Source organism: Coleofasciculus sp. D1-CHI-01 (assembly GCF_040218875.1).
GTDB lineage: Bacteria > Cyanobacteriota > Cyanobacteriia > Cyanobacteriales > Coleofasciculaceae > Coleofasciculus.
Map to the genome: position 1 here is coordinate 1 of NZ_JAVJQP010000142.1, position 24,649 is coordinate 24,649.

The window sequence follows — 24,649 nt, forward strand, 5'->3', positions numbered from 1 at the left end:
TGTTAAGGAGGACTCGGATTTAGAGTATTGAAGGAACAACACACTGTTATGTGTGACTGGAGGAGCTAACTGAGGTCAAATCGCTGTCTGCCAAGGCTTTTAGAGTTTGCGATCGCTCTTTGTGTGAGAAATGCGGGTCTATCCTAGCCAGGAGAGTAGGGTCGTTATCGCGATTTCAGATGGACTCAGTTCTCTTTAACCTTGGTTTTCCCAGCATTTAGCGAAGAATTGGTCTTTCGGGGGATGCTTCTCCCTAGTCCGTTAGAAAATGCATCGGCGGGGGCGTGGTTATTTTGGTTAAGCCTGAGTACAATTTTGTTTCTTCTATATCATCCCTTGAATGCTCGTTATTTAATTGTGTCCACCCACTTACTTAGAGGTTATGAAGATTCGGATTGCTCAAGCCTGGGATAGTCCCGAATTAGCCAAACTGTATCAAGAAACGGTACTCGCGATCGCGCCTCAATTCTACTCTGATGCTCAAACCCGTAGCTGGGCGTCGTTTGCTGAGGATAGGGTTGGGTTTCGGACGTTCATTTTGTCAGGGACGACATTTGTGGCGGTGGATGAAACGGGGATTCTCGGCTTTGCGGGAATAGCCGATGATGGTCATATTCTCTCAGCTTATGTGCGGCGCGATCGCATCCATCAAGGGATTGGTTCTCGGCTGATGGACATTCTCTTGGATTATGCTAAATGTCACAGGATTCAGCGCTTATATGCAGAAGCGAGTGAGTTTAGTTTGGGGTTGTTTAAAAGGTTTGGTTTTCAGGTTTATAATACGGAGATTGTCGAGCGTCAAGGGGTGGAGTTTCAGCGTTATTTGGTTGAACGGTTCATCCTCATCCCTTAACGTTTCCAGCTTTGCATCGCAGGTACACGGATTACGGTACAGAGTTTGAGAGAATAGGACACGGCAATGCCCACCCTACTCAATCGCCTGTTGTAGGTTTGCTTTATTAACCGAAGGTTCCAAGGTTTCCAGGGATGCAAGATTCGTCGCCAATAATTCCTCCACCATCGCATTCACCTTCCCGGAGACAAGATCACGCCAAGCCTGACGCTGTGGGGAATGTCCATCCTGCTTACACCATTGTGCGATCGCCTCAGATAGATCTTCTATCTTATCGGGTAACGGTTCAATTAACTCAGCCAAATCAGCCAAGTCTTGAGGCGAAAAAAGCGATCGTTGATCCTGTAACAGTTCAATAAAAGCCATAACATTTTGTTGGGCAAATAACCGTGCGGCTGGTTGAACCACTTCCCCAGGCAAATCCAATCCTTCAGCAATCATCTCCCCACTCAAACCTAACTGCATTAGGCGGTGTATGGCTTTTAACTTGGTTTCTTGTCTGCCTTCTTCTTGCGCTTCCTGATAAACCTTGGTTTGTTTGAGTTCACTTAACCCGAACATAGCTTGTATCTCCTCTCGGCTTTTTTGCGGTAATTTGTAAACGATGATTGTCTCGATTAAATCAATCAGATTCTGTTTAGTCGTCTCATCAGTTATCTGGGCTTGGGCTTGTTCGATCAAGCGCTTTGCTTGTTCCGGGGCTGTCTTTTCCCTCTCAATCACTAGCTTAACAACATTAACCCCCAAAGAATCCGATGCCTCCTCTCCTAACTCATTTAAGTATATCCGAGTAACCCGGCTGAAAAGTTCCCTAAAGTGTAAGGGTTGTTCCCTTTCAATCCGACGAGTGGGATAAATGACCACAACCCGCCATTGATGGGTCGGTTTGTATTGTTTCAGAAAAATGAACAGTTCCGTAAATACACGATAATATAAATTCTCATCGGGTTGAAACTGAACCTCGACCACATAAAAGGGTTCGTTCGATTGTTCATTCTTCGGCACAAACAACCCATCGAGTCGAAATGACAGTTCCTTAATTTCACGGGATGTGAATTCATACATCTCGGCTTGTTCTGGAGATTGGTTAATTAGGGTCTGCTGAATAAGTCGGATAAACTTAAATCGGCAGATTCATTAAAGTTCTCCCAACTGATACGGTCTAAAAACACGTATCCATCTCTTACACTTGCCGATATTTTCGCTCCAAATTCTACGGGAACTCCTGCTTTGCCTCTAACTATATTGGACGAATATGGGGTTGACTCAGATTTACTATTCTATGCTCAATTCTATGAACTTCATTATTGTGCATCCAACGCAAGCTGGCGGTAGATTTCGCTAACCACCAACAGGTTCTTATATTCAGTACGACTCAACGCCTCAAAGCTAGACCCTGCCTTGACTAGCGCGTCTATACTTCCCAAGTTTCTCTTTATGTATTGCAGTTGTTTTTTTATGGCTTTTCTTATTTGTTTTCTTGTTTGTCTCTTTTTCCTATTCACACTTATTTGATAAGACCAATATTTGCTAATGCTAACTTTACCTTCTTTTTGATGTCGTATTTCCCAGACCAGGGATGAAATTCCTTGAGAGAGATATTGCTATAATTACCTGTTATGTCGATAAATGAAAAAGAAGCATCAACTCTTTTTTGGATTAAGAACTGATTAAAGGGCAAAGCAAGAATTGGTAGATCCATTGCTTCTGCGAAATAGATGCTAAACGGACATATAAGAGTAGGCTCGAAGTGAATACCGTGATACCATGGGTTTTTTATGAAGTCATCACCGCCAATAAGTCCGCTTTCCTTTATTTTAGGCAACAGCTTAATCAAATCAATGGTTATGCCTCGCAACGTGTGATCGCCGTCTATGTATGCAAAATCAAGCGAGTTCTCTGGAATGCTATCAATAACTTCTTTCGTTCTACCTCTCAGAATAACTGTTTTTGAGGAAGCGAACGCTGTTTTGCTCATCGCTTCCTCATAGATATTTTCAAACACTTCTTGAACTGCGTTAGCTGGCTTATTCCAATCGGGTAGATTTGCCCAAGGATCAATCATGTAGTATCGGTCAATAAATTCACATTGTTCCAGGATGTTTTTCGCAAAATCTCCTTTCCATACACCAACTTCTACCATTGTCTTTACTTTTGCATATCTCAATATTCCTGCCCACAGTTTAGATCTAGTTTGGGGAGTTGCACTTATGGACTTTGAAACTATATCTTGATTTGAAACTATATCTTGAAATGATCTTTCTTCAATTTTCACGTTTTCTATATTCCTCTAACCACTCACTTATGCTATTATGCTATCCAACTCAATCTTAACCGAGTCTACGAAAATAATTCTCTAAATTTACAATTTTTTACAACCTCAGTGTCGCGGTTTTTTCGGGGGTTACAGCAGATATAGCGTTCCTAATCAGTTCAAAGAAGATACTGGGAAACCCTTTGAACAAGCGATAAAAAATGCTGTCAGTTTTCACGCACTCCTTGGGCTTTCCATCACACAGTTGACGATTAATACTTTGTCACCCCTGAAGCGGAAAATTCCTATCACCACAATCTTGACAAATTTAACCAATTATGGATAAGCCAGGATAGACGACGCGATCGCACCTGTGGAAACCTTGTAGGGGCGACCCATCTGCATCAATTAAACTTGCTCACGTCAATAGCCCCGGCTTTGACTTTTCTCGACTTGTGCTAATAGTTGTTCCTGAGTATGAGCCGTAGGTTTACAACTGAGTCCCTGACAAACTAAGCCAACGGCATTCTCCGGAAGACTGGGTTCTAATCGATACATAGTCGCCGGAAAATACTGCGTCATTAGGGATAAAATCTGAGCCACACTGGTGCGAATTAGGGTAGAATTGCGGAACCAATCTAAAGCTGTAAACAGACTGGGACAAGATTGGGGTGACTGGTTCATTACACTACTAAACGCATTCAGGGCAACTTCTGCGCGATCCAGATAAGCCAAGTTTTCCGTGAGTAATGTTAGACGCACCAAATTCGCGATCGCGACGCCATTCGCCGCTGGGGTGGCGTTATCGGTATAACTGCGTTCCCGTACCAATAAATCCCCACTACTATCATTAGCAGCGTTATAGTAGCCGGCGAGTTCCACACTCCACAGATATTCGTCAAATTCCTCCTGTACTTTAATCGCCTCCTCTAACCAACTATCCGGGATTGGCGATTGGGAAGACTCCTGTGCCGTTGCTAATCCTAGTGAGGCTTGATGCAAGTCTAATAACGCTTTAATAAATAACGCATAATCTTCCGACTGTGCCAAGACAGACGCTTGACCTTCGTAATTCAAGCGATGGAAACGCTGATCAACCCATTGATTCTCCAGAATAAATTTAGCGGCTGTTGTGGCTAATTCCAGATATTCGGGTTTGCGAAACACACCATACGCCCGGGCTAAACCAGAAATCATCAGGCTATTCCATGCCACAATCATTTTCGTATCCGTAACCGCCGGAATCCGACCTGACCAATTCCCCATTTTTGCCTCCTGATTGTTTTGGGCGGGGGGAAAGGTTTCTAAAGTATTGGGAGGGGAACCATAACGGGCAGTAAATAGTTTGGTTAATGCCGTTTCTAAGCTATCGCTTAACTGATCCGAATAACGGCGCTGCAATACATTTTGTCCTTCAAAATTACCCTCAGAGGTCACTGTAAATTGTTCTTGCAATTCTGCCAATTCTTTATCGGTGAGGAGTTGTTGCAATTCGGCATAACTCCAGACATAAAATGCCCCTTCTTCCGGTTCGGCGGCGCTGGGTTCGGTGAAACTATCGGCGTCTTGGGCGGCGTAAAAATAACCGGACGATGCCGTCATTTCCCGTGTCAACCATTGCACGGTTCCCGATATTGCCCGTTCAAATGCAGCTTCTTTAATCCCCGCACTCCACAGATTCGCCAGATACTCGACAATCTGCCCATTATCGTAGAGCATTTTTTCAAAGTGGGGTACCGTCCAAGTGGCGTCTACGGTGTAGCGATGAAAGCCGCCCGCGACGTGATCATAGATTCCCCCTTTAGCTAAATCTAACCCACGCGATCGCGACGCTTGGTAGGCATCAACTTCGGTCATCTGCTCAAAACGAATTCCCCGCAAGGCTAAATCCGCATAGGGAATCATCGGAAAACTCGGTCCATAACTCCCACTATCTACAATCCGGATTGTCTTGTCCATTCCCTGGCGCAGTAATTCAGCCGTGAGTTGTCCGGAAGCGGGGAGGAGAACCGACTGTTGTAGATGACCAAGAATTTCTTGTTTAAAGTTTTGCAGCTTGGTCTTTTCTACATCATAGAAGCGGCGAATCGCTTGTAATACCTGTAAAAAGCCCGGACGCCCATAGCGCGGTTCCACAGGGAAATACGTCCCGCCGTAAAAAGGAACCCGATCCTCTGGCGTCAGAAAAATATTTAGGGGCCAACCCCCTTGACCCGTCATCATCTGCAACGCTTGCATATAAATGCTATCAATATCCGGGCGTTCTTCGCGGTCTACCTTAATCGGTAAGAAATTGGCATTCATGTACTGCGCGATCGCCGGATCAGAAAAGGCTTCCCCTTCCATCACCGTACACCAGTGGCAGCTTGAGTAACCAATGGACAGGAAAATCGGCTTATTTTCCGTCTTAGCAGTGAATAAAGCTTCATCACTCCAGGACCACCAATCGATAGGATTTTCCGCATGCTTACGCAGATAAAGGCTTTGGCATTGGGCAAGGCGATTGGTCATGACAACTGTAATTACTCTAGATGCTCTCTGGATCAGTGTATCGCGGTATCGCGGTTTGCGGTTTTGTTCGTAGTTCGTAGTCAGGGCTTTAGCCCTTCATTATTATTAGGCAATAGGCAGTAGTTTGTAGTCAGGGCTTTAGCCCTTGATTATTAAAGTTTTATCATCGTAAGCACCTGTTCTTTAATCCCCAGAATGTCTAATCAACCCAAAAACCCTCACCGTAGTATCCCCGTCCGCGATCGCGCTATTGAATATCTTCCTGGATTGAGTAAAGAAGATTGGGCTAAACTTCAGCAACAGGGAATTACAACAACAGATCAACTCCTCAAAGTCGCAAATAATCGCCAATCTCAACAAGCGTTAGCTAATCAACTACAAATCAAGGCACAATATGTGCATAAATGGGTTGCACTGGCTGATTTAGCCCGCGTCCCCAGTATTGGCTATGACTACTGTGGGTTATTGCTGCACGCAGGCATTATTTCCGTCAAGCAGCTTGCTCAAACACCGACTCACAAGTTACACCAGCAAATTTTACGACTGCAAGTAGCAACAATGCAACGGCGTGATCTGAGTCCGACAGTTGATCAAGTCGCCGCCTGGATTCAACAAGCACGACAGTTGGTTCAGGGATAATATCATCTGAAGCAATGTAGAGACGCGCCATGGCGCGTCTGAAACCGGGGGAAGTCAAGATACTTTCGTTACTTTAAATCAGAAAATGCCTCGGTTGAGGCTATGCTTCCATTGAATAGCTGTAAACCAGAATTGGCAAGGGTTTTGGCTTAAGTTGATCCGGATGAAGGCTTGCGCTTGATTCATCGCAGACGAGTGTTTGATACTCACTGACGAGTGTTTGATACTCGCAGACGAGTGTTTGATACTCACTGACGAGTGTTTGATACTCGCAGACGAGTGTTTGATACTCATTGACGAGTGTTTGATACTCATTGACGAGTGTTTGATACTCATTGACGAGTGTTTGATACTCATTGACGAGTGTTTGATACTCATTGACGAGTGTTTGATACTCACTGACGAGTGTTTGGTACTCGCTAACGAGTGTTTGATACTCGCTGACGAGTGTTTGATACTCATTGACGAGTCTTTGGTACTCGCTGACGAATCTTTAATACTCGTCAACAGAATCCATCGCCTCCCCATTTTGTAGAGACGCGCCATGGCGCGTCTCTACAACCGGAATGTAGCGCAGTCAAACCTAAACCACATAAAAATAAGGCTAAAGCCGCAATACTTCTTTAACCTTTTGTATACTTATATAATTGTGCTTTTCCAAAAATAGCACTACGGGGATAGGTTAGAACATTCCTTTGTTGCCCATTGTCTGTTGCTTGTTGCCTTTTCACCCAATTTTATTGTCCTAACCTCAATCGGTAATACTATACCCCTCAGCCGCTTAAGTTGTTGTTTCTGACTCTTTATCTGACTTGGGTGTCTTTGTCTTCATCGCCTTAAACCGTTCTCCTAATTCTTCCGCCGCCGCCTTTAAACCGGGAGTGCGTTTAGCTGCTGTCTTCACATAGTCATAAACCTCTAAACTACTCGTCATCGCCTCACTCCCCACCGCTAGCAGCGTATCATCTACCTTTTCTGTGAGTTGGCGCAACTCTAAGAAAATTTCCCCCAGCGCCATTGCTAACTGATAATCCTGGACAAATTCGTTTACATCAAAGCTATTGGGCAGAATATCCGGATTCGACTGGGCTATATTTAAACTATTTTGGACAAAGCCTAAGCTTTTATCGCCCATTTTAAACAGCTTGCGGCGTTCGTCAACACTGAGGTTGACTAAGAATGAGAGTTTTTCCTCAATGGTGTTGATAGCGGCTTTAATCGCGGTTTTATCTTCGTCCGAAAGCGTCGCGCTAATATTTTGGTAGGGCATAATCGTTATCCTGAAAGGGTTCTGTGGATAGATGAGCCAATCCGGATTCAGTCGGTGCTAGGGTTTAGTGATCACAGATAAGCTAAAAGATAGATGACTGAATACTGACGTTGAGTTCATCTATATAATAGGATGCCAGTTTTTCGGGCAATTTGCCCAGTCGAGGCTTACAGGGTTGTCCAGTCGCGTCATCGTTTGTAGTGGACTGACACAGTTAAAATTGTGGGATAGATTTTACTGTTGGAATGGGCGCACGCCATGCGCCCCTACGATGCTAATCCACCAATTAATACCAAGTTGCAGTCTAAGGTAGAATTTGTCATGCTGAGTGGAGTCCGGAGCGAAGCGGAGGAACGAAACGAAGCATCTGTCCAGATTCTAAAGCTCGTTCCTCGCTATAGTTTGAGAGAATCGGGTACGGCAATGCCATACCCCTACAGAGCGGGACAATTCATGAGGTAGGGGCACGATATTATCGTGCCCTAATCTAGCTACATTCAAGATCGCACCCACGCTGATTATCTTGAATGTAGCCCGGTTGTCTGGTTTACCCGGATGAGATGGGTGTACTGGTTTTTGGACGCGCACATCATCACAGGCGCAAGCCGGGATTTGAGGGCGCACGTCGGTGCGCCCCTACGGTACGGGTGAAACTAATCCCCAATCCCCATCCTCTACTCTCGACAAACGCGCAACCGCTCCCGCGCCTCCTCATGCGTCGCCAGATAATCCTGGAGCCAATCACACCCTCGTGCCAAGAGTTCATCTAAATTGCGGTAACCTGGCTTTAACACAACTTTATCCTTTTGAATCAGGGCAATGGTGCGCCTATCGGGGCTGAGAGTTCCATAACTGCCTGGAAATTCAGCAATCTGTCTCCCTTGCCAGTCCCAGAGGCGGGTGGTTTTGTATACTGAGCCAGTCAGGATTTGCTCACCATCGGGGCTAAAGGCTACAGCACAGACATCACCCTGATGCTGGAGTTGATTACGTTCCCAAATATTGTCTAGGATGGTCTGGAGTGTCAAAAGTGGGCTAGCAGCAGGATACTTTTCTAGGGGGCGACCATCTTTAACCCACTCTTTTAATTCTTGCCCCGCCTCCATAGCTGATATCAATGCTTCTATTTCCTGATATTCAAATTGTTTAATCGCTGCAACACCAGCTCGCTCTAGTTTAGTCCCTGCCTGAGTTTCTTTACGTTTCTCCTCTGCTACGTTTAAAGCCACCTCAGCTTCTTGTACTTTCTGATTTGCCTCCGCTTCTCTTCGCTTCGCATCAGTTACCCGTTCATCTGCATCCTGAATCTTCGCTTCGGCTTCTCGATTGACTCTATCCCGTTCCGCCTGGGCTGCGGCGAGTTCTTTCTCTGCTTGATTCACATTGGCATTGGCGAGTTTTTCCCGTTCCTGGGCTTTGGTTACCTCTCGTTCTGCCTGTTGCTTGACGGATTCAGCCCGTCTTTTTGCCGCTTGTTCTTTGCTTAGGGCTTCTTTCACTTCAGCTTGTTCCTCAGCTATTCTTCTATTCTCTTGTGCCTTGTTCGTCTTTTCCCTTTCCTGTTCAGCTTCCTTTTTCGCCTGTTCTGCATTTTGTTCCGTTTCCGCTAAGTCACCTTGAGCTATCTTTAAGCTGCGATTAACGGTAAACGCCAAACCCCCCAATACAAAGACTAAAAGCCAGACAACACTGAGAGCAGCTATTCCACTGCGTACAACTTTCTTTTGTCTCTGTTGAAAAACCTTAAACCGTTCCTCACTCCGCCGCCGTTTCTCCCGTTCCGCTTTTAATTCGGCAACAATGCCAAACCCTTCCTGCTGGCGAATAAACTCAACTAAATAATCATGCACTAACTGATATCTATCCTCTGGCTTTTCCGGCACTTCCACCACCAACCCAGAATCCACCAAAATCTTCAGCACTAACTCAAACTGCGGCACATCCATCACCCCATCTAAAGGTAATGCCCTTAACTCCGCTATCAAATCACTACGAGTCTTCAGGGGACGAGTATTCTTCTCATCCGTCAACAAATACAACACCAACTCCCCAACTCGTTGATTCTCTTTCCCACAATCCTGAATCACCGCTTCCACATACCGCTTCACCAACTCATCCTTTGTCCCCCGTTGGCGATACTCAGCCAGGCTAGTAATCCCCTCCGCTTGCAATTGCGCCCCAACAATTTGCAATTCAATCGGGCGCACCTTCCCCGTATCTCCGGCTAAATCCTGCACCAACTGCTCAACTAATTCCGACTCCAGATGAAACTGAGAACGCGCGGTCAACTGTTCAATAATCGCCTGGGCATCCTCTGGGGCAAAATCCCCCAACTCATAGCGATTACTCTTATTCAGAATATCATTATTAATTACATCAATCCGCGCCAGACGTTCACACTCCAACAGATAATGGAGATAGTCTTCCCGCAGGGATAAAATAACTTTCACATAGGCGAGATTCAGACAATCACTGAGGAATTCAAAAAAGGGTTTTCTGACAGCAGTATCCTGACAAACAAAAAAGAACTCCTCAAACTGATCAAAAATCAATACCACTAACCGATGGCGCTGTTCATTTTGTTGTAGTTGTTCGAGGATAGCAGCGGGGGAACCTAACCCCCCCAGCCCCCCTTCCCTCGTAGGGAAGGGGGGAGTATTTAAAAGATTTATTCCCTGTTCGTTTCTCCCTTGTTCATTTCTCCCTTGTTCGTTTCTATCTTGTTCGTTTCTATCTTCTTCTCTTCTCCCCTCTCCTTGTAGGAGAGGGGCTGGGGGAGAGGTTTCTTCTCCTTGTAGGAGAGGGGTTGGGGGAGAGGTTTCTCCCTCTACCAATAACCGCCCCAATTCTTCCACCCAATTCGTATAAACCCGCACAGGAATCGGTAAAACATCCAACGCCTTCACCATTTTCTGCCGTAACGCTGGCACCAATCCCCCATTCACAATCGAACTTTTTCCCACACCGGATTGCCCATGAATCACGGTTAACTTACAATCATCACGGGCAATTCTACCGATTAAACGCTCCACATCCCGCCCTCTTCCCGACGCCGTAATCTCCAACGCCACCTTATCCTGAGACTCTCCCGGTAAGGGTTGCAGACGACTCGCGCCAATAAATGCCCGCAAGCCTAACTGACTTTCTACTAACCCTTGTTCTTGCTTAATCGCAAATGCCTTTAAATAGTCCTGCTGATTAAAATAGAGCCGTTGCAGTTCCTTTAAACTATCACTATAAACCTGGGGATTATCCTGGGGATGGGTTTCAACTCTCACCCGTTCCAATGTCTCAATCGCGGACGGAATTTGATTTAATCCTTGCTGGGCTTTAGCTAAGAGGAATAGATATAAACTGTGTCCCTTATTCGATACATTTGTAGAGACGTTGCATGCAACGTCTCTACAGTGTAATGCCTGATTTGCTAATCGTTTCGCCTCCTGCCAATTCCCTCGCGCCAGCGCCACTTCTGCTAAAAAGCCATAATCCTGCGCCTGTTGTCGCTCACTTCCATAAACGTGATGTAACCTTAACCCTTTTTCCGCTAATTCCTGTAACTCATCCCACGCTTCTAACCGTTGTAAAACCTCCCCCAACTCCCCGATAAATTGCGCGACTAAATCCGGACGTTGCACTCCCTCAAATACGGCTATTCCCTGCTGAAAATAATCCCTCGCCTCCTGCCAATAGCGGCGTTTTTCCGCCCGATTCAACTGGGCTTGACGCCAAGAACATAAACCCAAATGAACCCAGATCATCCCTTTCTGTTCAGGATGCTGGTTGGGCGGTGATTCCCCCAGTGAAAGACTCCGTTGATAATGAACAATGGCGTCATCTAGGTTATCCTGAAAATAAGCCTCCCTGCCCCAAACAAACTCTAACCCTGCCGCTAAATCTGCCCCGACTTCTTCACCTCGCCCTTGTAAATCCTGCCGCGCTAATTCTAATTCTGAACTCGCTACCGACTCCTGAGCAAATACTGCCTCTACTCCCCGATTTAGAAACTCAATCAACGCCGCTGAAGTTAAAAAAAAGGAAATAGGCGGAGCGCCCCAATTATAGAAATCCGGTATTAACCGGACAAACTGTTTCAATACCTCATCCGTCACCCAAATAACCAAGGGAAACTTAAAGTTTTTCCGAAATTCCTCCCGAATGTGATTGGTGGCTAGGAGGAGATTATCTAAATCAGTAACATTCTCCAACCCCAAAATTATTAACGCCGATAACGGCTCATCTCCAACTTCTGTTTTAATCGCACCGTAGAGGGTATTCGTTGACGGCGACAACACCAATTCTCGAATCTCCACCCCACTGTGCTGATGTAAGTCTTGGCAAATCTGCTCCTGTAATTCGGTATAATTACAGCGGACAAAAATCAGCGAAAACTGCCGCCCACTGGATAGGCTAATCGCCCGAATTAATGTATTCAACGATCGCGAATTATCAGGTGTCGCTACTTCGGGATAATCGGAATCAGTCATAACGTTAAAGGTTGATTCATAACCGTTGTAGAGACGTTGCATGCAACGTCTCTACAGTTGGCGGGTTTCTAACAAAACTGGATTCACCCCAAACCATCGCCCTTGGGAATCGCGATATTCAAACACAAATAAACTGCGTAATAATGTTTTATGTCCATCCTCCCCACTCACCCGTTGCTCTTGGTTTACCCGCCGCAGTAACTCCCACTCATCATCAGTAATCCCTAAGACTAAACTATCCCGATATTCCCGAATCGCCATCTCTACAGTATCGCGGCAGATCGGCGGATCTTGTTCCTGCAAACAGCGAAATAGCATCCCTAATAAGTTTCGCACATGACCGCCACTAATGCGACATAAACGGTCTAAAGTATCCTGATGATCAAAGATTTGAGTGACTAAATTCAACCGTTCCTCCGGTGTCACCTCTGGAAACGCCCGGGCTAAAATTAACTGCTGTAACAGGGCAATTCCTTGATCACAATCCCTCCCATCCCGTAACTGAATCGGCACCATCGGCAAGATTTGCGGCGCGATTCCCCCGCCAAAGCGATTGGTTAAAGCCTGATAATCATTGGAGAAAATCAACGCCAATGGGATAGTATAAACTAGATGACAGTTGAGTTTGCCTAACTGTTCACCCCGATCCACAAACAGATATTCGGGTTGAGTGCGTCCGGAATCATTGCGCCGATCTTGAACCCGATCTAAATTATCAACAAGGACAACTAATCCCCGTTTTCCGTGGCGTTTTAATTCTTCCGTTGCCCGGGCTAAGATTTCCTGATTCAAAGACTCAAGAATCCCACTGGTGCGCGGTTCTAGATATTGGCGTAAGCGACTACGAAGCTGGGGACTTTCTTTGGTTTTGGCGGTGAGTTTAGCCAGGTTTCCCGGTAACGAGAATCCCGCCTCCAGGGATAACTCAATCGGGGTTTGCAGAAAATCGGCAATCTCCTGAAAGCGATCGCGAAAATATCCCGGTTTAAGCTTAATCCCGATGGTTTCCAGACTTTCGCTCACCTGACGCGCGATCGCGAGTAAAATATCAGTAATATCCACATCAGTCATATCCAAGTCTTGGGTAGATTCAAAATAGACCAGATGAAAGCCCTGTGCCTCTAAGTCAGCTTGTAAGCGGCGTAACTCCGTAGACTTGCCACAGCCAATATGTCCCGTAAACAGTTGACAAGTCGGTTGGTTGAGACGCGATCGCAAAACAATCGTCCGTTTCAATGCCTCAATAATCTTACCGCCGCGAACTGAGGCAAAATCAATATAATACTGACGATCTTCAGGATTCGCGATCGCGAGAGTTTTACTCGGATCACAAGCATCAAAGAATCTCAGAAAATCTAATTCCATTTTTGTTTAACGTCGTTCAACCCAACCTATCCAGGTGACTAAAACATTGCCTCTACTTCTGCCAAAGGTATAGTGGCACGTTGCCGTCGATCACTAATCATTTGCCAAAATTCTGCTGAGAGTTGCAGATTCAATTGCTCCGGATCAACGTTTGTCAATCCTAAAAAAAGGGCAATGGGTTTACCGTTTTGGGTAATCAGGATCTGTTCCTCCTGAGCATTTCGCACATAATCCTGTAATTGTTCAGAAAGTTGTTCTAGGGTTAACTGTCTCATCCCACGATCTCCTCTGTAGTTTGTCCCGGTGATTTCCGGCGAACAGCTCGAACGTAAACGATTTTTCCGTCCTCATCTACATCATAGAAGACTCGATACTCTCCCACCCGCAATTCCCAAATGGGGGGAACTGTCTCAAACCTGGGTACTAAAGGCTCAAGGCGTTTGCGATTCCTTGTTATCACCGTGGGTTCATGGGTGAGTTGCTGGCGAATTGCGTCAAGGATTGGGCGACGATCAAAAGCACGAATTGCCCTAAGTTCTTCAACGGCTAAGTCAGTCACTTCAATGACATAGGAAGTCATCACAGAAAACTCCAACGAGTATACCAGCCAGTAGTTGTAGGGTGGGCAAGAGTTATAAATCTTGAAATTCTTATATTAGACTGCAACTTGGTATAACGAGTATTGACAAGCGTTCTCCCTAATGCTTAATACCTAGTCCTTCGCTAACACACCATTAAGGAAAATATCAGCAATACCCTCTGCCATGTCTTGCACATCTTTGAGGGAGGCTCCCGGTTCCATAATCGTCTCATCGCTAAACCCCGCCACAGCAAACATCCCTAAAAATACCCTAGCCACAACCTTGGGATTAGTCCGCCGATAGATCCCCCGCTCCATAGCCGTTTCAAAGAACGCTTCTGCCACATCGGACATTTTAGCAATGACTTCTGACTGGATGCGATCGCGTAAATCGGGGTGAAACTGGGCTTCCATAAAGCAAACCCGCATCATATCCGCATTTTCATGCATCCGCAGCATTCGCCGCCGCATCACCTGCGCCACGGCTTTATAACTGCCCATTTCGCTCAATTCCGTTAGCAAATCCGTGAGCAATTCCACCCATCCTTGGGTCGCCACCTCGACTAATATGGCTTTTTTATTCTCAAAATGGCGAAACAGAGTCCCTTCAGCAACCCCCGCTTTTGCCGCTAAGTCACGGGTTGTTGTCCCGTTATACCCTCGACTGGCAAATAAACGTTGGGCAGCATCTAGGATACGCTGCTTTGTCTCTGTCTCTGATTGAGGGGGCTGACGTAAAATTCGCATTGGACTCCAAAATGAGTTGCAAGGGCTATGGGCAACAGGTTATCTATCCCAGAAAAGGCACGCTTTTAAGATAAGACGTATTTTACACTAGGTTATTTCTTCCCCCAAACGGGTGAAAATTTACAAAAAGTTAGTTGTCATGAACGACAAGCCGCATGGTAAGGGAAGATGGGGAAGATGAGGGAGATGGGGAAGATGAGGGAGATGGGGAAGATGAGGGAGATGAGGGAGATGGGGAAGATGAGGGAGATGGGGGAGATGGGGGAGATGGGGGAGCTAAACTAGATAAAGTCCGTCCTATGATATTTTGCCTCCCCTAACCCAGAACATTAAAAATGACAAATGACGTAGCTTGCTTCTCAAGGGAGCGAGTATGACAAATGACAAATGACAAATGACGAATGACAAATGACAAAGAATCGATCTATTTTGCCTTTTCTGCGTTGGACTGTTCACTTGAAAAAATACCCCTGGCGCTCCATCCTCGGAGCGTTCTTAGTCGTAACTCTAGTATGGAGTAGTATCCCGTTGGGGGCTTTAGCTCGCAGCGAAACTCCACCGACGAACGCCGAATCAATCCAACCTTACTTGGATGGCGTCGTTGACCAGGTGACAGAGTTTAGCCTGGATAATGGGATGAAGTTTATCGTTCTAGAACGCCATCAAGCCCCCGTTGTCTCCTTTGCTACCTATGCTGATGTCGGTGGCGTTGATGAACCTGTCGGCAAAACGGGTGTGGCTCACTTTCTGGAACATTTAGCCTTTAAGGGAACCAATCAAATCGGCACCCGAAATTATCAGGCAGAAAAACCCCTGTTAAACCGCTTGGATCAGTTATCGGCACAAATTAAAGCCGCGAAAAAAGCCGGGAACGAGGCAAAGGTTGCCGAATTAAAAGAAGAATTTGCCCAAGTTGAAGCCCAAGCCGCTAGCTTGGTTAAGCAAAATGAGTTTGGTCAAATTGTTGAACAAGCCGGAGGTGTGGGGTTAAATGCCGCTACCTCCGCCGATGCGACAGTTTATTTTTACAGTTTCCCCTCCAACAAACTGGAACTGTGGATGTCTTTGGAGTCGGAACGCTTCCTGGAACCCGTGTTTCGGGAATTTTATAAAGAACAAGAGGTGATCCTCGAAGAACGGCGTCTGCGAACCGACAACTCGCCCATCGGTCAAATGATCGAGGCGTTTCTGGATACCGCGTTCCAAGTTCATCCCTATCGGCGTCCGGTAATTGGGTATGACGAAGACATCCGCAACCTGACTCGCGACGATGTGCGGCAATTCTTTGAAACCCACTATGTTCCCAGTGAATTAACCATGGCGGTAGTGGGCGATGTTGATCCCGACGAGGTTAAAGAGTTGGCTCAAACGTACTTCGGACGCTATGAGGCAAAACCCGCCGCCCCTGAAGTCAGCATTGTCGAACCTCCCCAGCAACAAACGCGGGAGGTGACGTTGGAACTACAGTCTCAACCCTGGTATTTAGAAGGATACCATCGACCCTCTCGTACCCATCCTGACCATGTAGTGTATGAAATTATCGGGCGTTTACTCAGCGATGGTCGCACCTCTCGCCTGTATGAATCGTTGGTTCAAGAAAAACAAGTCGCCCTCTCCGCTGCCGGATTTAGCGGGTTTCCGGGAGATAAGTATCCCAATCTGATGCTGTTATATGCCCTAACTGCACCAGGACATACCGTTGAAGAAGTCGCGACAGCCCTGGGAGAAGAAATTGAGCAACTCAAAACCGAACCCGTTTCAGCCCAAGAGTTGGAACGAGTGAAAACCCAAGCCCGTGCTGGCTTATTGCGATCGCTCGATTCTAATATGGGAATGGCACGTAATTTAGTGGAATATCAGGTGAAAACAGGCGACTGGCGCAATCTGTTTAATGAACTCCAGGCAATCGCCAAAGTTACACCGGCTGATATCCAACGGGTGGCTCAATCCACATTCACGCCCGACAATCGTACCATTGGACGATTGTTATCGAGTCAATAGTCTTATGTCTTATGTCAGGGAGTAGGCAATAGGCAATAGGCAATAGGCAATAGCGAACAGGGAACACCTCGGCTTCGCTCGGTAACACGCTCGGTGTGTAACAGGGAACAGTAAAGAATGTCCTAACCTGCCAAGGTAGCTGCTATATTCCTCAAACCCTTACATAAGACATAAGCACCAATGACGAATGACAATCAGAGCCGTTAACTTTAATTTTTCCCCTCTATTTATCTAATGAGCAATCTTACATTGAACAGATTCCGTCGAAAAGTCTGGCGCTGGTTTGGATTACTGGTTGCCACAATGCTGTTGGTTGTCGTATCGCGCACGCCTGCTGTGGCGGCTACGGCGAAGCATTATACCGAGTTAACCTTTCCGCCTCTATCAGAAATTCAGATCCCGGAGTATACTCGCTATCAACTTGATAATGGTATCGTTGTCTATTTAATGGAAGACCACGAATTGCCCTTGGTGAGTGGCACAGCGATGATTCGTACAGGCGATCGCTTGGAACCGGCTGATCAGGTGGGTTTAGCTAATATTACCGGAGAAGTCCTCCGCACAGGCGGGACAACAGAACATTCACCGGATCAACTAAATCAGTTACTCGAACAACGGGCGGCGTCTGTGGAAACAGGGATTAGCACGTCAAGTGGTAGTGCTAGTTTTAATGCCCTCAGCGAAGATGTGGATATGGTGTTTGACTTATTTGCTGAGGTGATTCAAAAGCCTGCCTTTGCTGAAGATAAGCTGGAGTTGGCGAAAAAGCAACAAGCGGGACAAATTGCCCGTCGCAATGATGATCCTAAAGATATTGCCAGTCGCGAATTTATTAAACTGATTTATGGGGATCAGAGTCCTTATGCCCGCACCATCGAATATGAAACCCTAGCCAATATCTCCCGTGACGATGTGGTGGAATTTTATCAGACATATTTCCATCCCGAACGGATGATTCTGGGTATCGTCGGGGATTTTGATTCCGAACAGATGCGATCGCGGATTCAGGAGAAGTTTGGTAATTGGAACCCCCCATCACCTCCCCCAGAGGTAACGGTACCCTCTGCGTCTCAGGCAAAGGAAGAGGGTTTATTTGTCGTGGAGCAGAACCAACTCACCCAAAGTTATGTGTATCTGGGACATATTGGCGGAGAATTTGATAATCCTGATTATCCGGCATTGGATGTGATGAATCAAATCCTGAATGGGTTTGGTGGACGTTTATTTAACGAAGTGCGATCGCGCCAAGGGTTAGCCTATTCCGTCTATGGCTTCTGGAGTCCTCGCCACGATTATCCTGGCATGTTTGTTGCGGGTGGACAAACTCGTTCTGAAGCAACCGTATCCTTGATTCAAGCGATTCGTTCAGAAATTGAGAAAATCCGCACCACCCCTGTCACCCCAGAAGAATTGGCGTCGGCGAAAGACCAAGTTTTGAACTCATTTGTGTTTAACTTCCAAGATCCCAGCCAAACCTTATCGCGGCTGATGCGATATGAATATTATGGGTATCCCGAAGATTTTCTCTTCCGCTATCAGCAGAAAGTGAAAGAGACGACAATTGAAGATGTGCAACGGGTGGCGCAAAAATATCTCCAACCCAATCAACTGGTTACATTAGTCGTTGGGAATACGGATGCGATTCAGCCCCCCTTAACCAGTCTGTCGAACAATGTTACATCGTTAGATATCACCATTCCCGAACAAAGCAGTTAGCGATGTAAATGGGTTTGTAGTGAGCACTTTAGTGCTTCAACGCCTAGCCGAAGAGGGCTAAAGTTCCCTCACTACGAAGCCTGTGATCACAAGAAGTAAATGGGTTTGTAGTGAGCACTTTAGTGCTTCAACGCCTAGCCGGAGAGGGCTAAAGTTCCCTCACTACGAAGCCTGTGATCACAAGAAGTAAATGGGTTTGTAGTGAGCACTTTAGTGCTTCAACGCCTAGCCGGAGAGGGCTAAAGTTCCCTCACTACGAAGCCTGTAGAAGCCGTAGGGTGCGTTAGCGTAGCGTAACGCACCATAGGAAGACACCATAAGACCAATGACAAATGACACCGACCCAGTTATTAATCTTCGCATCTGCTGGCTTATTCGCCGGAATCCTAGCCGGCTTTTTGGGAATCGGTGGTGGTACAGTGCTTGTACCTTTATTAGTAACCTTAGGATATGACTATCAACAAGCCGTTGCTACAAGTACCCTGTCAATCGTCATTACAGCGATTTCAGGTACGTTACAGAATTGGCGGCTGGGTAACATACATTTCAAACGGATCATTTCCATTGGTTTTCCAGCGATAATAACAGCGCCAATTGGGGCTTATTTAACCGAATTATTTGCCGACTACTGGTTAAAAGCAGCATTTGGACTATTACTCCTACTTAATATTTACTTAGTGCGACTCCGCAAACGTTTGAAAGCCAGAGAAAAGCAAGACTCTCCCGAAACGGAGCATCAACGACAAACTCCACAGTCGAAAAGCAAAGCAGCATTAGCCAGAATTGGCACAGGAAGTACCGCAGGCTTACTCGCTGGTGTATTTGGTGTGGGTGGAGGTGTGATTCTGGTTCCCTTGCAAATTTTACTCTTGGGACAGAGCATTAAAACGGCAATTCAGACCAGTTTAGGCGTGATTGTGATTACTGCAATTTCGGCTTGTGTCGGTCATGCTGTACAAGGGAATGTGTTATTGATTGAGGGATTAATTCTGGGTACAGGGGGTTTATTGGGAGCGCAACTAAGTACCCGTTTTTTGCCTAAATTACCAGATCAAGTGGTTAGTTTAGCATTTAGTGCATTATTGGCTATCTTATCAGTTTACTTTTTCTGGCAGGCATGGCAAAGTTATAGCTGAACTGGCACGGGCTTTCTTCTGGGTTTCCATGGTCATTTGTATAAGTCGGCTATTCTGCCTCGTGTCCAATTCGATGATATCTGCTCTCTACTCGATTGGTTAATGTTTCTGGACAATGTTCCAGACGATTAAGTGTAATTTTTCCCTCCAAGACTACGGGTTGTTTTCTCTCTTTTGTGAGAAATCTGGATCAAGGGTATTATTTTGACTTTCGTTTCGACTTGGGCGGTGTTCGGTGTGCGCCGAAGTATTTTTCACTGCGGTAGCGAAGCCACACTCGCAATACTTGGGGGATCTGTTCTTTTTGTGCTTTGGTCAGGGTATTATAAAGAGCTAAAGCGCGATCGCGTTCTCGGCGACAGGCAGGATTATTGTGAGCATCCCAGTAGCTACGGGCAACCCGAATCCGCCGACAGACTTCCTTGATCAGTGCTTTTCCGGTGAGGGGTTGTTTCTGCTTTGCCATACTTGAATCAGAATGCACTACTCTCAATCCTAACCTTTAGCATGAAAGCATTTGCCCTTACTTGGGGGGCTGAATACCATGACATCCCCGACAAGCTCTGTCAAAATAGAGCTATTCAGCATAGGGGATGGTATGACGCGGGAAGAGTTGCTGTCGCTAATTAACCAGGCATCGAATGAGGGATGGAAAGAGTTAGACCTATCAGGAAAAGGGCTAACGGAACTGCCTCCAGAGATTGGCAAGCTAACGCAACTCGAAACATTGATTTTGGGAACGTGGGCAAAAGAGAAAAAGGGTTCTCAAGGGATTAAAGGCTACGAGTTTATAGGGCATCGGCTCGTTCCGTTGATTGTGGGTAATCGTTTGCAGTCTCTGCCGCCTGAACTGGCAAATTTGGGCAATCTGCGGAAGCTGGATATAAGTGGAAATCCTTGGGAAAAAATTCCAGATGTGATCACTCAACTACGTCATCTGGAGCAATTAACTCTAATTCGCTTAGACCTGAATGAGTTTCCAGAGTTGATTACTCAATTAGTCAATCTGACACAGCTTGACCTGTCTAGAAATCAACTAACCCAGGTTCCTGAATCGATTACTCAATTAGTCAATCTGACACAGCTTTACCTTTCATTCAATCAACTCACCCAGGTTCCTGAATCGATTACTCAATTAGTCAATCTGACACAGCTTAACCTGTCTGCCAATCAAATCACGGAAATTCCTAATTGGCTAGAAGAATTGCCCAATCTCAATAAATTAGATCTGCGGCAAAATCCATTGCCTATTTCACCAGAAATTTTGGGTTTACCCAAGCCTTATCCAGAACCGGGATCTATTGAAAAAATATTCAACTACTGTCGCCAGCTCCGTAGTGGAAATGTGCTTCCCCTGAATGAAGCCAAGTTACTTTTGATTGGTCAGGGCAGCGTTGGCAAAACCTCTCTAATTAAGCGTCTGATTGACAACACCTTCGACCCCAATCAATCTCAAACCGATGGGCTTAACGTCACAACCTGGACTATTCATGTCAACAGCAAAGATGTGCGCCTCAATGTTTGGGACTTTGGCGGGCAAGAGATTTACCACGCTACCCACCAATTCTTTCTGACTAAACGTAGTCTCTATCTTTTGGTGTGTAACTGCCGCACCAGTGAAGAGGAGAATCGCATCGAATATTGGCTCAAACTGATCGATAGCTTTGGCGGTCAATCACCTGTGATCATTGTCGGCAACAAAAAAGACGAACAACCCCTCGACATCAACCGTAGAGCATTACGCGAAAAATATCCCAACATCAAAGCGATTATCGAGACCTCCTGCCCAATCAGTGAAGACGACGGCATTGATGAACTTCGTCAAGCTATTACCCGCGAAGTCGGTCCTATGCGCCAAACAGCCGCGCAATTTCCCCAGGAAATCCAAGATGACATCATTGTTGACATTGATGATGTAGAAGAAGAAATTAATAAACCTGAAAATCAACGTAATTTAACCCGTTTGAGAAAGCGTTTGATTGCCTTAGCAACAATTGGTGCAACCATTGCCACTCCAGTTGCCGGAATAACCGACTTTGCCAATAACGCCATAGATTTAGGGGATAAATTAGGCATTGAACTCCAGCTTCCTTCTGCACCTTAAGTCAGGATTGTTGAATAATACCGAGTTGCGTTCTATCATGTCATTCTGAGCGAAGCGAAGAATCTGGACAGATGCTTCGCGTCATTCCGTTTCACTGCATTCTGCTCAGCATGACAGATTTTACCTTAGACTGCAACTTGGTATAAAGCGCTTTGCGCTGTAATAAAGTACAGTAGATCAAAGTCCCCCTTCAGATCCCCCTTCCGTCCCCCTTCAAAAGGGGGAAACCAAAGGATGCTTCGCTTTTATTGCACGGGGATTTAGGGGGATTGACAATGTACCGCATAGCAGAGCAAACTGCTGTAAGTGTTGTGGTGGGGAAGACAAAAGGCAAAAGGCTTTCATAGAATCGCCGTAGTGCGAGCGTCTCGCTCGCTATTTTGCCTGTCTCGCTCGCTATTTTGCCTGTCTCGCTCGCTATTTTGCCTGTCTCGCTCGCTATTTTGCTGGTTTTGAACCGATAAAGGCTTAAACCTTTGCATTTCAATGTTCCTTTTATCGACGCAGTGAAGCATCTGTCCAGATTCTGACACTACATCAACCCAGACCGAAACGCCTGCACTGCTGATTGCGTGCGATCATCACCTCGCAGTTTATCCAAAACATTTTGAACATAGTGTTGCACTTTTTCCGTTGACATATCTAACTGTTTAGCAATCACGTTATTATCATACCCTTCAATAATGAACTGCAAAACCGCTAACTCCTGTTCAGTTAAAGGACAAGCCGCTATCAGTTGACTGGGTTTGCTAATATAATCCTGAATCGGTACTGTTTCTTGGGTGGGTGCTATCTCAGGTTGAGCCTGAGTTAAACTACTATGTTTTAGAACAATTTTAGCAATTCCGGGATCAAGCCAAACATCGCCTCTATGAGTCCGTTTAATCGCATTTAATAGCTGCTCAAAATTAATCGTTTTCATGCAATAGGAACTCGCCCCGGCTGCCAATGCCGCCATGACCGCTTCTTCATTTTCCTCTAAAGTTAAAATTAAAATTTTTGTCGAACAACCGGGCTGATTTTCGTTAATCTTTTGAAAGCGTCGAGTTAACTCGATACCATCCGTGTCAGGAAGTCCAATGTCAACAATGCCAATATCTGGTTTAACTGTTTCAAGTAAGCTTAACCCATCAGCACCATTGGCGGCTTCACCTACCCATTCAATCTCATGACTCTCTTGTAAAGCGGTTCGGAAGCCTATGCGAGTGAGTTCATGGTCTTCAATTAAAACGACTCTAATTTTACTCATTATCAATCATAATTTATGTCCAGGTACTTATCTGAGGATGAATGGCACTGACTGAGGGCTGGTGGGTTGAGCGAAGTCGAAACCCACCCTACGGTATGTCGAGGGTTTGGGTGTCTAAGGGGAAATCAGGCATTGCAATGCATCTTAGCTTACCCTGGAAGCTAAAGCGCGATCGCACTCCCGTAATTGCTACCCTTAGGCTAGGCGTCTCTAGACTTCCAGAACCTTGTACCCTGAAGGGTAGAACAGTTATCCATCAACACAGGAACCGCTATGCAAAAGTACCTCCCTTTAGTCGCTCGGATTTTCCTCTCCGCTATTTTTATCAAGTCGGGGATTAGTAAAATTTTCGGTTTCGCTGGCACTCAAGAGTATATGGCTGCTAGCGGAATTCCTTTTGCGGGTATCGTTCTCGTTCCTACTATTATTGTATTAGTTGGTGGCGGACTCTCGGTTTTATTGGGCTACAAAGCCCGTTGGGGAGCTTTATTATTGATTGGCTTTTTAATTCCCGCTACCTTAATTTTTCACACCCAGTTTCCTGAAGAAGAAAATGCCTTTTTCAAGAATTTAGGCTTAATGGGCGGATTATTAATGGTTGTTGCATTTGGTGCAGGTGAGATTAGTTTGGATCAGCGCAGCGAATCCTCTTCTATGCAGTCGGCAAAATAGCTTGGTCACTTGATTCGCATAAACTGGGGAAGAGAAAGGAGGTGCAAGCTGTTCGGCATTTTAACCTTAATAAAATAAGGGCATTTTTTTTGTAGTGCGAGCATCTTGCTCGCTACTCATACCGAATTTATCGCTACTCATACTGAATTTATCGCTACCCATACCAAATTCATCGCTACTCATACCGAATTTAAATGTATGACAAATTATCGGATATTAATTGATGCGAAAAAAACACGATCGCACTTCAATATCTGTTAAAATTAAGGGCAAAATAACTCCGCTGAGGAGGTGACTATGCCAATTCAAAGCCAAAACACAATGGGAAAAGTTTTCACCCAATTGACAATTATTAACCGAGCTGACCAAATTCGGGCAGAAGATGGAACAATTTTACCTGAACAAATTCGGTCACTCACGCTGGAAAATGTATTGGTAGACACAGGAGCCACGACTTTGTGTTTGCCATCAGATGCAATTGCTTCACTGGGACTAAAACTTCTCAAAGAAGTCGATGTTGCGACAGCCATGGGTATTGGCAAAGCCCGAATTTTCCGAGATGCCACTCTTTCTATATTTGGGCGGGAAGGAACCTTCGAGTGTTTGGAATCACCTGGTGGTGCAGATGGGCTTTTGGGCGTGATACCGTTAGAAGCATTGGGTTTAGACATCGATGTACAAAATCAAACTTTAAAGCCGTTACCCATCAGTCCAACCGATACCTATTTGACAATTTTGTAAGAATCTATAATTAATTGAAAAGCTTGAAAACATCAGTTGGGTTTCCTTACTTTTCACGGGATCTGGAAAACCTCTCTCCAAACCTCTTTCCGAACCTCTCCCTAGCCCTCTCCTACAAGGAGAGGGAAGCGGAATATATTTTTTTATTTGGAGAGGCTTTGAATTCTCCCCCTTCCGTGCAAAAAAAAGCGAAGCATCCTTTGTCTTCCCTCCTCCCAGGGGGGAACGAGGGGGGTGGGAAGGGGGCTGGGGGGTTAGGTTTGATGTTGATTTTTCCACATGACGAATGACCAATGACAAATGACCAATGACCAATGACCAATGACC

General features: G+C 45.7%; 20 protein-coding genes and 3 pseudogenes. 10 read left to right on the forward strand and 13 right to left on the reverse strand.

The annotated features are described in order from the left end of the window. Positions 1 to 192: 192 nt before the first annotated feature. Together RIB93_RS25110 and RIB93_RS25115 are read left to right on the forward strand one after the other, a co-directional pair. Positions 193 to 414 (forward strand): annotated as a pseudogene (locus RIB93_RS25110) (CPBP family glutamic-type intramembrane protease); the annotation flags it as partial. Further along, positions 383 to 853 (forward strand): N-acetyltransferase family protein, encoded by a 471-nt coding sequence (locus RIB93_RS25115; protein ID WP_446376785.1) that lies wholly within the window; start codon positions 383 to 385, stop codon positions 851 to 853. The pseudogene RIB93_RS25110 and the gene RIB93_RS25115, both read left to right, overlap by 32 nt. A gap of 75 nt (positions 854 to 928) precedes the next feature. Here the strand turns inward: RIB93_RS25115 and RIB93_RS25120 are convergent, their stop codons facing one another. The 5 genes and pseudogenes from RIB93_RS25120 to RIB93_RS25140 form a co-directional block, all read right to left on the reverse strand. Further along, positions 929 to 1,987, reverse strand: a complete 1,059-nt coding sequence (locus tag RIB93_RS25120) for an Rpn family recombination-promoting nuclease/putative transposase (RefSeq protein ID WP_446376843.1) — start codon at positions 1,985 to 1,987, stop codon at positions 929 to 931. After that, positions 1,975 to 2,325 (reverse strand): annotated as a pseudogene (locus RIB93_RS25125) (IS5/IS1182 family transposase); the annotation flags it as partial. The gene RIB93_RS25120 and the pseudogene RIB93_RS25125, both read right to left, overlap by 13 nt. Before the next feature lie 35 nt (positions 2,326 to 2,360). Then, positions 2,361 to 3,128, reverse strand: coding sequence for a class I SAM-dependent methyltransferase (locus tag RIB93_RS25130; RefSeq protein ID WP_446376787.1), 768 nt, complete (start codon positions 3,126 to 3,128; stop codon positions 2,361 to 2,363). 142 nt (positions 3,129 to 3,270) lie between these two features. Then, a pseudogene (locus RIB93_RS25135) lies at positions 3,271 to 3,345 on the reverse strand (DUF2887 domain-containing protein); the annotation flags it as partial. Between the two features lie 185 nt (positions 3,346 to 3,530). After that, positions 3,531 to 5,618 (reverse strand): thioredoxin domain-containing protein, encoded by a 2,088-nt coding sequence (locus RIB93_RS25140; protein ID WP_446376789.1) that lies wholly within the window; start codon positions 5,616 to 5,618, stop codon positions 3,531 to 3,533. Positions 5,619 to 5,813: 195 nt separating this feature from the next. On the opposite strand from RIB93_RS25140, the gene RIB93_RS25145 reads away from it, so the two are divergent. Beyond that, positions 5,814 to 6,257: a DUF4332 domain-containing protein gene (locus RIB93_RS25145; RefSeq protein ID WP_446376791.1), complete on the forward strand. Its 444-nt coding sequence runs from the start codon at positions 5,814 to 5,816 to the stop codon at positions 6,255 to 6,257. Between the two features lie 781 nt (positions 6,258 to 7,038). On the opposite strand, the gene RIB93_RS25150 is transcribed toward RIB93_RS25145, so the two are convergent. The 6 genes from RIB93_RS25150 to RIB93_RS25175 all read right to left on the reverse strand — a co-directional run bounded on the left by RIB93_RS25150 (position 7,039) and on the right by RIB93_RS25175 (position 14,703). Beyond that, positions 7,039 to 7,527, reverse strand: a complete 489-nt coding sequence (locus tag RIB93_RS25150) for a hypothetical protein (protein WP_446376793.1) — start codon at positions 7,525 to 7,527, stop codon at positions 7,039 to 7,041. A gap of 674 nt (positions 7,528 to 8,201) precedes the next feature. Next, positions 8,202 to 12,053: an nSTAND1 domain-containing NTPase gene (locus RIB93_RS25155; RefSeq protein WP_446376795.1), complete on the reverse strand. Its 3,852-nt coding sequence runs from the start codon at positions 12,051 to 12,053 to the stop codon at positions 8,202 to 8,204. Positions 12,054 to 12,062: 9 nt separating this feature from the next. After that, entirely contained in the window at positions 12,063 to 13,376 is a 1,314-nt protein-coding gene (locus tag RIB93_RS25160; protein WP_446376797.1) for an ATP-binding protein, read from the reverse strand. 38 nt (positions 13,377 to 13,414) lie between these two features. Continuing rightward, complete coding sequence (locus tag RIB93_RS25165) at positions 13,415 to 13,651, reverse strand: type II toxin-antitoxin system Phd/YefM family antitoxin (RefSeq protein ID WP_446376799.1); 237 nt, start codon at positions 13,649 to 13,651, stop codon at positions 13,415 to 13,417. After that, positions 13,648 to 13,956, reverse strand: coding sequence for a type II toxin-antitoxin system RelE family toxin (locus RIB93_RS25170; protein WP_446356620.1), 309 nt, complete (start codon positions 13,954 to 13,956; stop codon positions 13,648 to 13,650). Before RIB93_RS25170 ends, RIB93_RS25165 begins: the two co-directional genes overlap by 4 nt. 132 nt (positions 13,957 to 14,088) lie before the next feature. Beyond that, positions 14,089 to 14,703 (reverse strand): TetR/AcrR family transcriptional regulator, encoded by a 615-nt coding sequence (locus RIB93_RS25175; RefSeq protein ID WP_446376801.1) that lies wholly within the window; start codon positions 14,701 to 14,703, stop codon positions 14,089 to 14,091. Positions 14,704 to 14,858: 155 nt separating this feature from the next. On the opposite strand from RIB93_RS25175, the gene RIB93_RS25180 reads away from it, so the two are divergent. From RIB93_RS25180 to RIB93_RS25195, 4 genes are all read left to right on the forward strand, one after another. Beyond that, positions 14,859 to 15,023, forward strand: coding sequence for a hypothetical protein (locus tag RIB93_RS25180; RefSeq protein WP_446376803.1), 165 nt, complete (start codon positions 14,859 to 14,861; stop codon positions 15,021 to 15,023). An 88-nt stretch (positions 15,024 to 15,111) separates the two neighbouring features. Continuing rightward, entirely contained in the window at positions 15,112 to 16,704 is a 1,593-nt protein-coding gene (locus RIB93_RS25185) for a M16 family metallopeptidase (protein WP_446376805.1), read from the forward strand. Between the two features lie 234 nt (positions 16,705 to 16,938). Next, on the forward strand, positions 16,939 to 18,420 hold the full coding sequence (locus tag RIB93_RS25190) for a M16 family metallopeptidase (RefSeq protein WP_446376807.1): 1,482 nt from the start codon (positions 16,939 to 16,941) through the stop codon (positions 18,418 to 18,420). A 332-nt stretch (positions 18,421 to 18,752) separates the two neighbouring features. Beyond that, positions 18,753 to 19,556 carry a sulfite exporter TauE/SafE family protein gene (locus RIB93_RS25195; RefSeq protein ID WP_446376809.1) on the forward strand — a complete coding sequence of 268 codons (804 nt, stop codon included), beginning with the start codon at positions 18,753 to 18,755 and terminating at the stop codon, positions 19,554 to 19,556. A gap of 199 nt (positions 19,557 to 19,755) precedes the next feature. Here the strand turns inward: RIB93_RS25195 and RIB93_RS25200 are convergent, their stop codons facing one another. Continuing rightward, on the reverse strand, positions 19,756 to 20,022 hold the full coding sequence (locus tag RIB93_RS25200; protein ID WP_446376811.1) for a Precorrin-3B methylase: 267 nt from the start codon (positions 20,020 to 20,022) through the stop codon (positions 19,756 to 19,758). 132 nt (positions 20,023 to 20,154) lie between these two features. On the opposite strand from RIB93_RS25200, the gene RIB93_RS25205 reads away from it, so the two are divergent. Further along, complete coding sequence (locus tag RIB93_RS25205) at positions 20,155 to 21,660, forward strand: leucine-rich repeat domain-containing protein (RefSeq protein WP_446376813.1); 1,506 nt, start codon at positions 20,155 to 20,157, stop codon at positions 21,658 to 21,660. Between the two features lie 532 nt (positions 21,661 to 22,192). Here the strand turns inward: RIB93_RS25205 and RIB93_RS25210 are convergent. Further along, a complete protein-coding gene (locus tag RIB93_RS25210) occupies positions 22,193 to 22,909 on the reverse strand; it encodes a response regulator transcription factor (protein WP_446376815.1) in 717 nt (238 codons plus the stop codon). Between the two features lie 273 nt (positions 22,910 to 23,182). Here RIB93_RS25210 and RIB93_RS25215 point away from each other — a divergent pair, with 273 nt between their 5' ends. Both RIB93_RS25215 and RIB93_RS25220 read left to right on the forward strand, forming a co-directional pair. Beyond that, a complete protein-coding gene (locus tag RIB93_RS25215) occupies positions 23,183 to 23,581 on the forward strand; it encodes a DoxX family protein (protein WP_446376817.1) in 399 nt (132 codons plus the stop codon). Positions 23,582 to 23,872: 291 nt separating this feature from the next. Next, on the forward strand, positions 23,873 to 24,322 hold the full coding sequence (locus RIB93_RS25220; RefSeq protein ID WP_446376819.1) for an aspartyl protease family protein: 450 nt from the start codon (positions 23,873 to 23,875) through the stop codon (positions 24,320 to 24,322). Positions 24,323 to 24,649: the final 327 nt, after the last annotated feature.

What these genes read in the sequence shown, in the direction of transcription:
- RIB93_RS25115 (WP_446376785.1), top strand. Translation starts at nt 383, where the DNA reads ATGAAGATTCGGATTGCTCAAGCCTGGGATAGTCCCGAATTAGCCAAA.
- RIB93_RS25140 (WP_446376789.1), bottom strand. Translation starts at nt 5,618, where the DNA reads ATGACCAATCGCCTTGCCCAATGCCAAAGCCTTTATCTGCGTAAGCAT.
- RIB93_RS25145 (WP_446376791.1), top strand. Translation starts at nt 5,814, where the DNA reads ATGTCTAATCAACCCAAAAACCCTCACCGTAGTATCCCCGTCCGCGAT.
- RIB93_RS25150 (WP_446376793.1), bottom strand. Translation starts at nt 7,527, where the DNA reads ATGCCCTACCAAAATATTAGCGCGACGCTTTCGGACGAAGATAAAACC.
- RIB93_RS25155 (WP_446376795.1), bottom strand. Translation starts at nt 12,053, where the DNA reads ATGCAACGTCTCTACAACGGTTATGAATCAACCTTTAACGTTATGACT.
- RIB93_RS25160 (WP_446376797.1), bottom strand. Translation starts at nt 13,376, where the DNA reads ATGGAATTAGATTTTCTGAGATTCTTTGATGCTTGTGATCCGAGTAAA.
- RIB93_RS25165 (WP_446376799.1), bottom strand. Translation starts at nt 13,651, where the DNA reads ATGAGACAGTTAACCCTAGAACAACTTTCTGAACAATTACAGGATTAT.
- RIB93_RS25170 (WP_446356620.1), bottom strand. Translation starts at nt 13,956, where the DNA reads ATGACTTCCTATGTCATTGAAGTGACTGACTTAGCCGTTGAAGAACTT.
- RIB93_RS25175 (WP_446376801.1), bottom strand. Translation starts at nt 14,703, where the DNA reads ATGCGAATTTTACGTCAGCCCCCTCAATCAGAGACAGAGACAAAGCAG.
- RIB93_RS25180 (WP_446376803.1), top strand. Translation starts at nt 14,859, where the DNA reads ATGGTAAGGGAAGATGGGGAAGATGAGGGAGATGGGGAAGATGAGGGA.
- RIB93_RS25185 (WP_446376805.1), top strand. Translation starts at nt 15,112, where the DNA reads ATGACAAAGAATCGATCTATTTTGCCTTTTCTGCGTTGGACTGTTCAC.
- RIB93_RS25190 (WP_446376807.1), top strand. Translation starts at nt 16,939, where the DNA reads ATGAGCAATCTTACATTGAACAGATTCCGTCGAAAAGTCTGGCGCTGG.
- RIB93_RS25195 (WP_446376809.1), top strand. Translation starts at nt 18,753, where the DNA reads ATGACACCGACCCAGTTATTAATCTTCGCATCTGCTGGCTTATTCGCC.
- RIB93_RS25200 (WP_446376811.1), bottom strand. Translation starts at nt 20,022, where the DNA reads ATGGCAAAGCAGAAACAACCCCTCACCGGAAAAGCACTGATCAAGGAA.
- RIB93_RS25205 (WP_446376813.1), top strand. Translation starts at nt 20,155, where the DNA reads ATGACGCGGGAAGAGTTGCTGTCGCTAATTAACCAGGCATCGAATGAG.
- RIB93_RS25210 (WP_446376815.1), bottom strand. Translation starts at nt 22,909, where the DNA reads ATGAGTAAAATTAGAGTCGTTTTAATTGAAGACCATGAACTCACTCGC.
- RIB93_RS25215 (WP_446376817.1), top strand. Translation starts at nt 23,183, where the DNA reads ATGCAAAAGTACCTCCCTTTAGTCGCTCGGATTTTCCTCTCCGCTATT.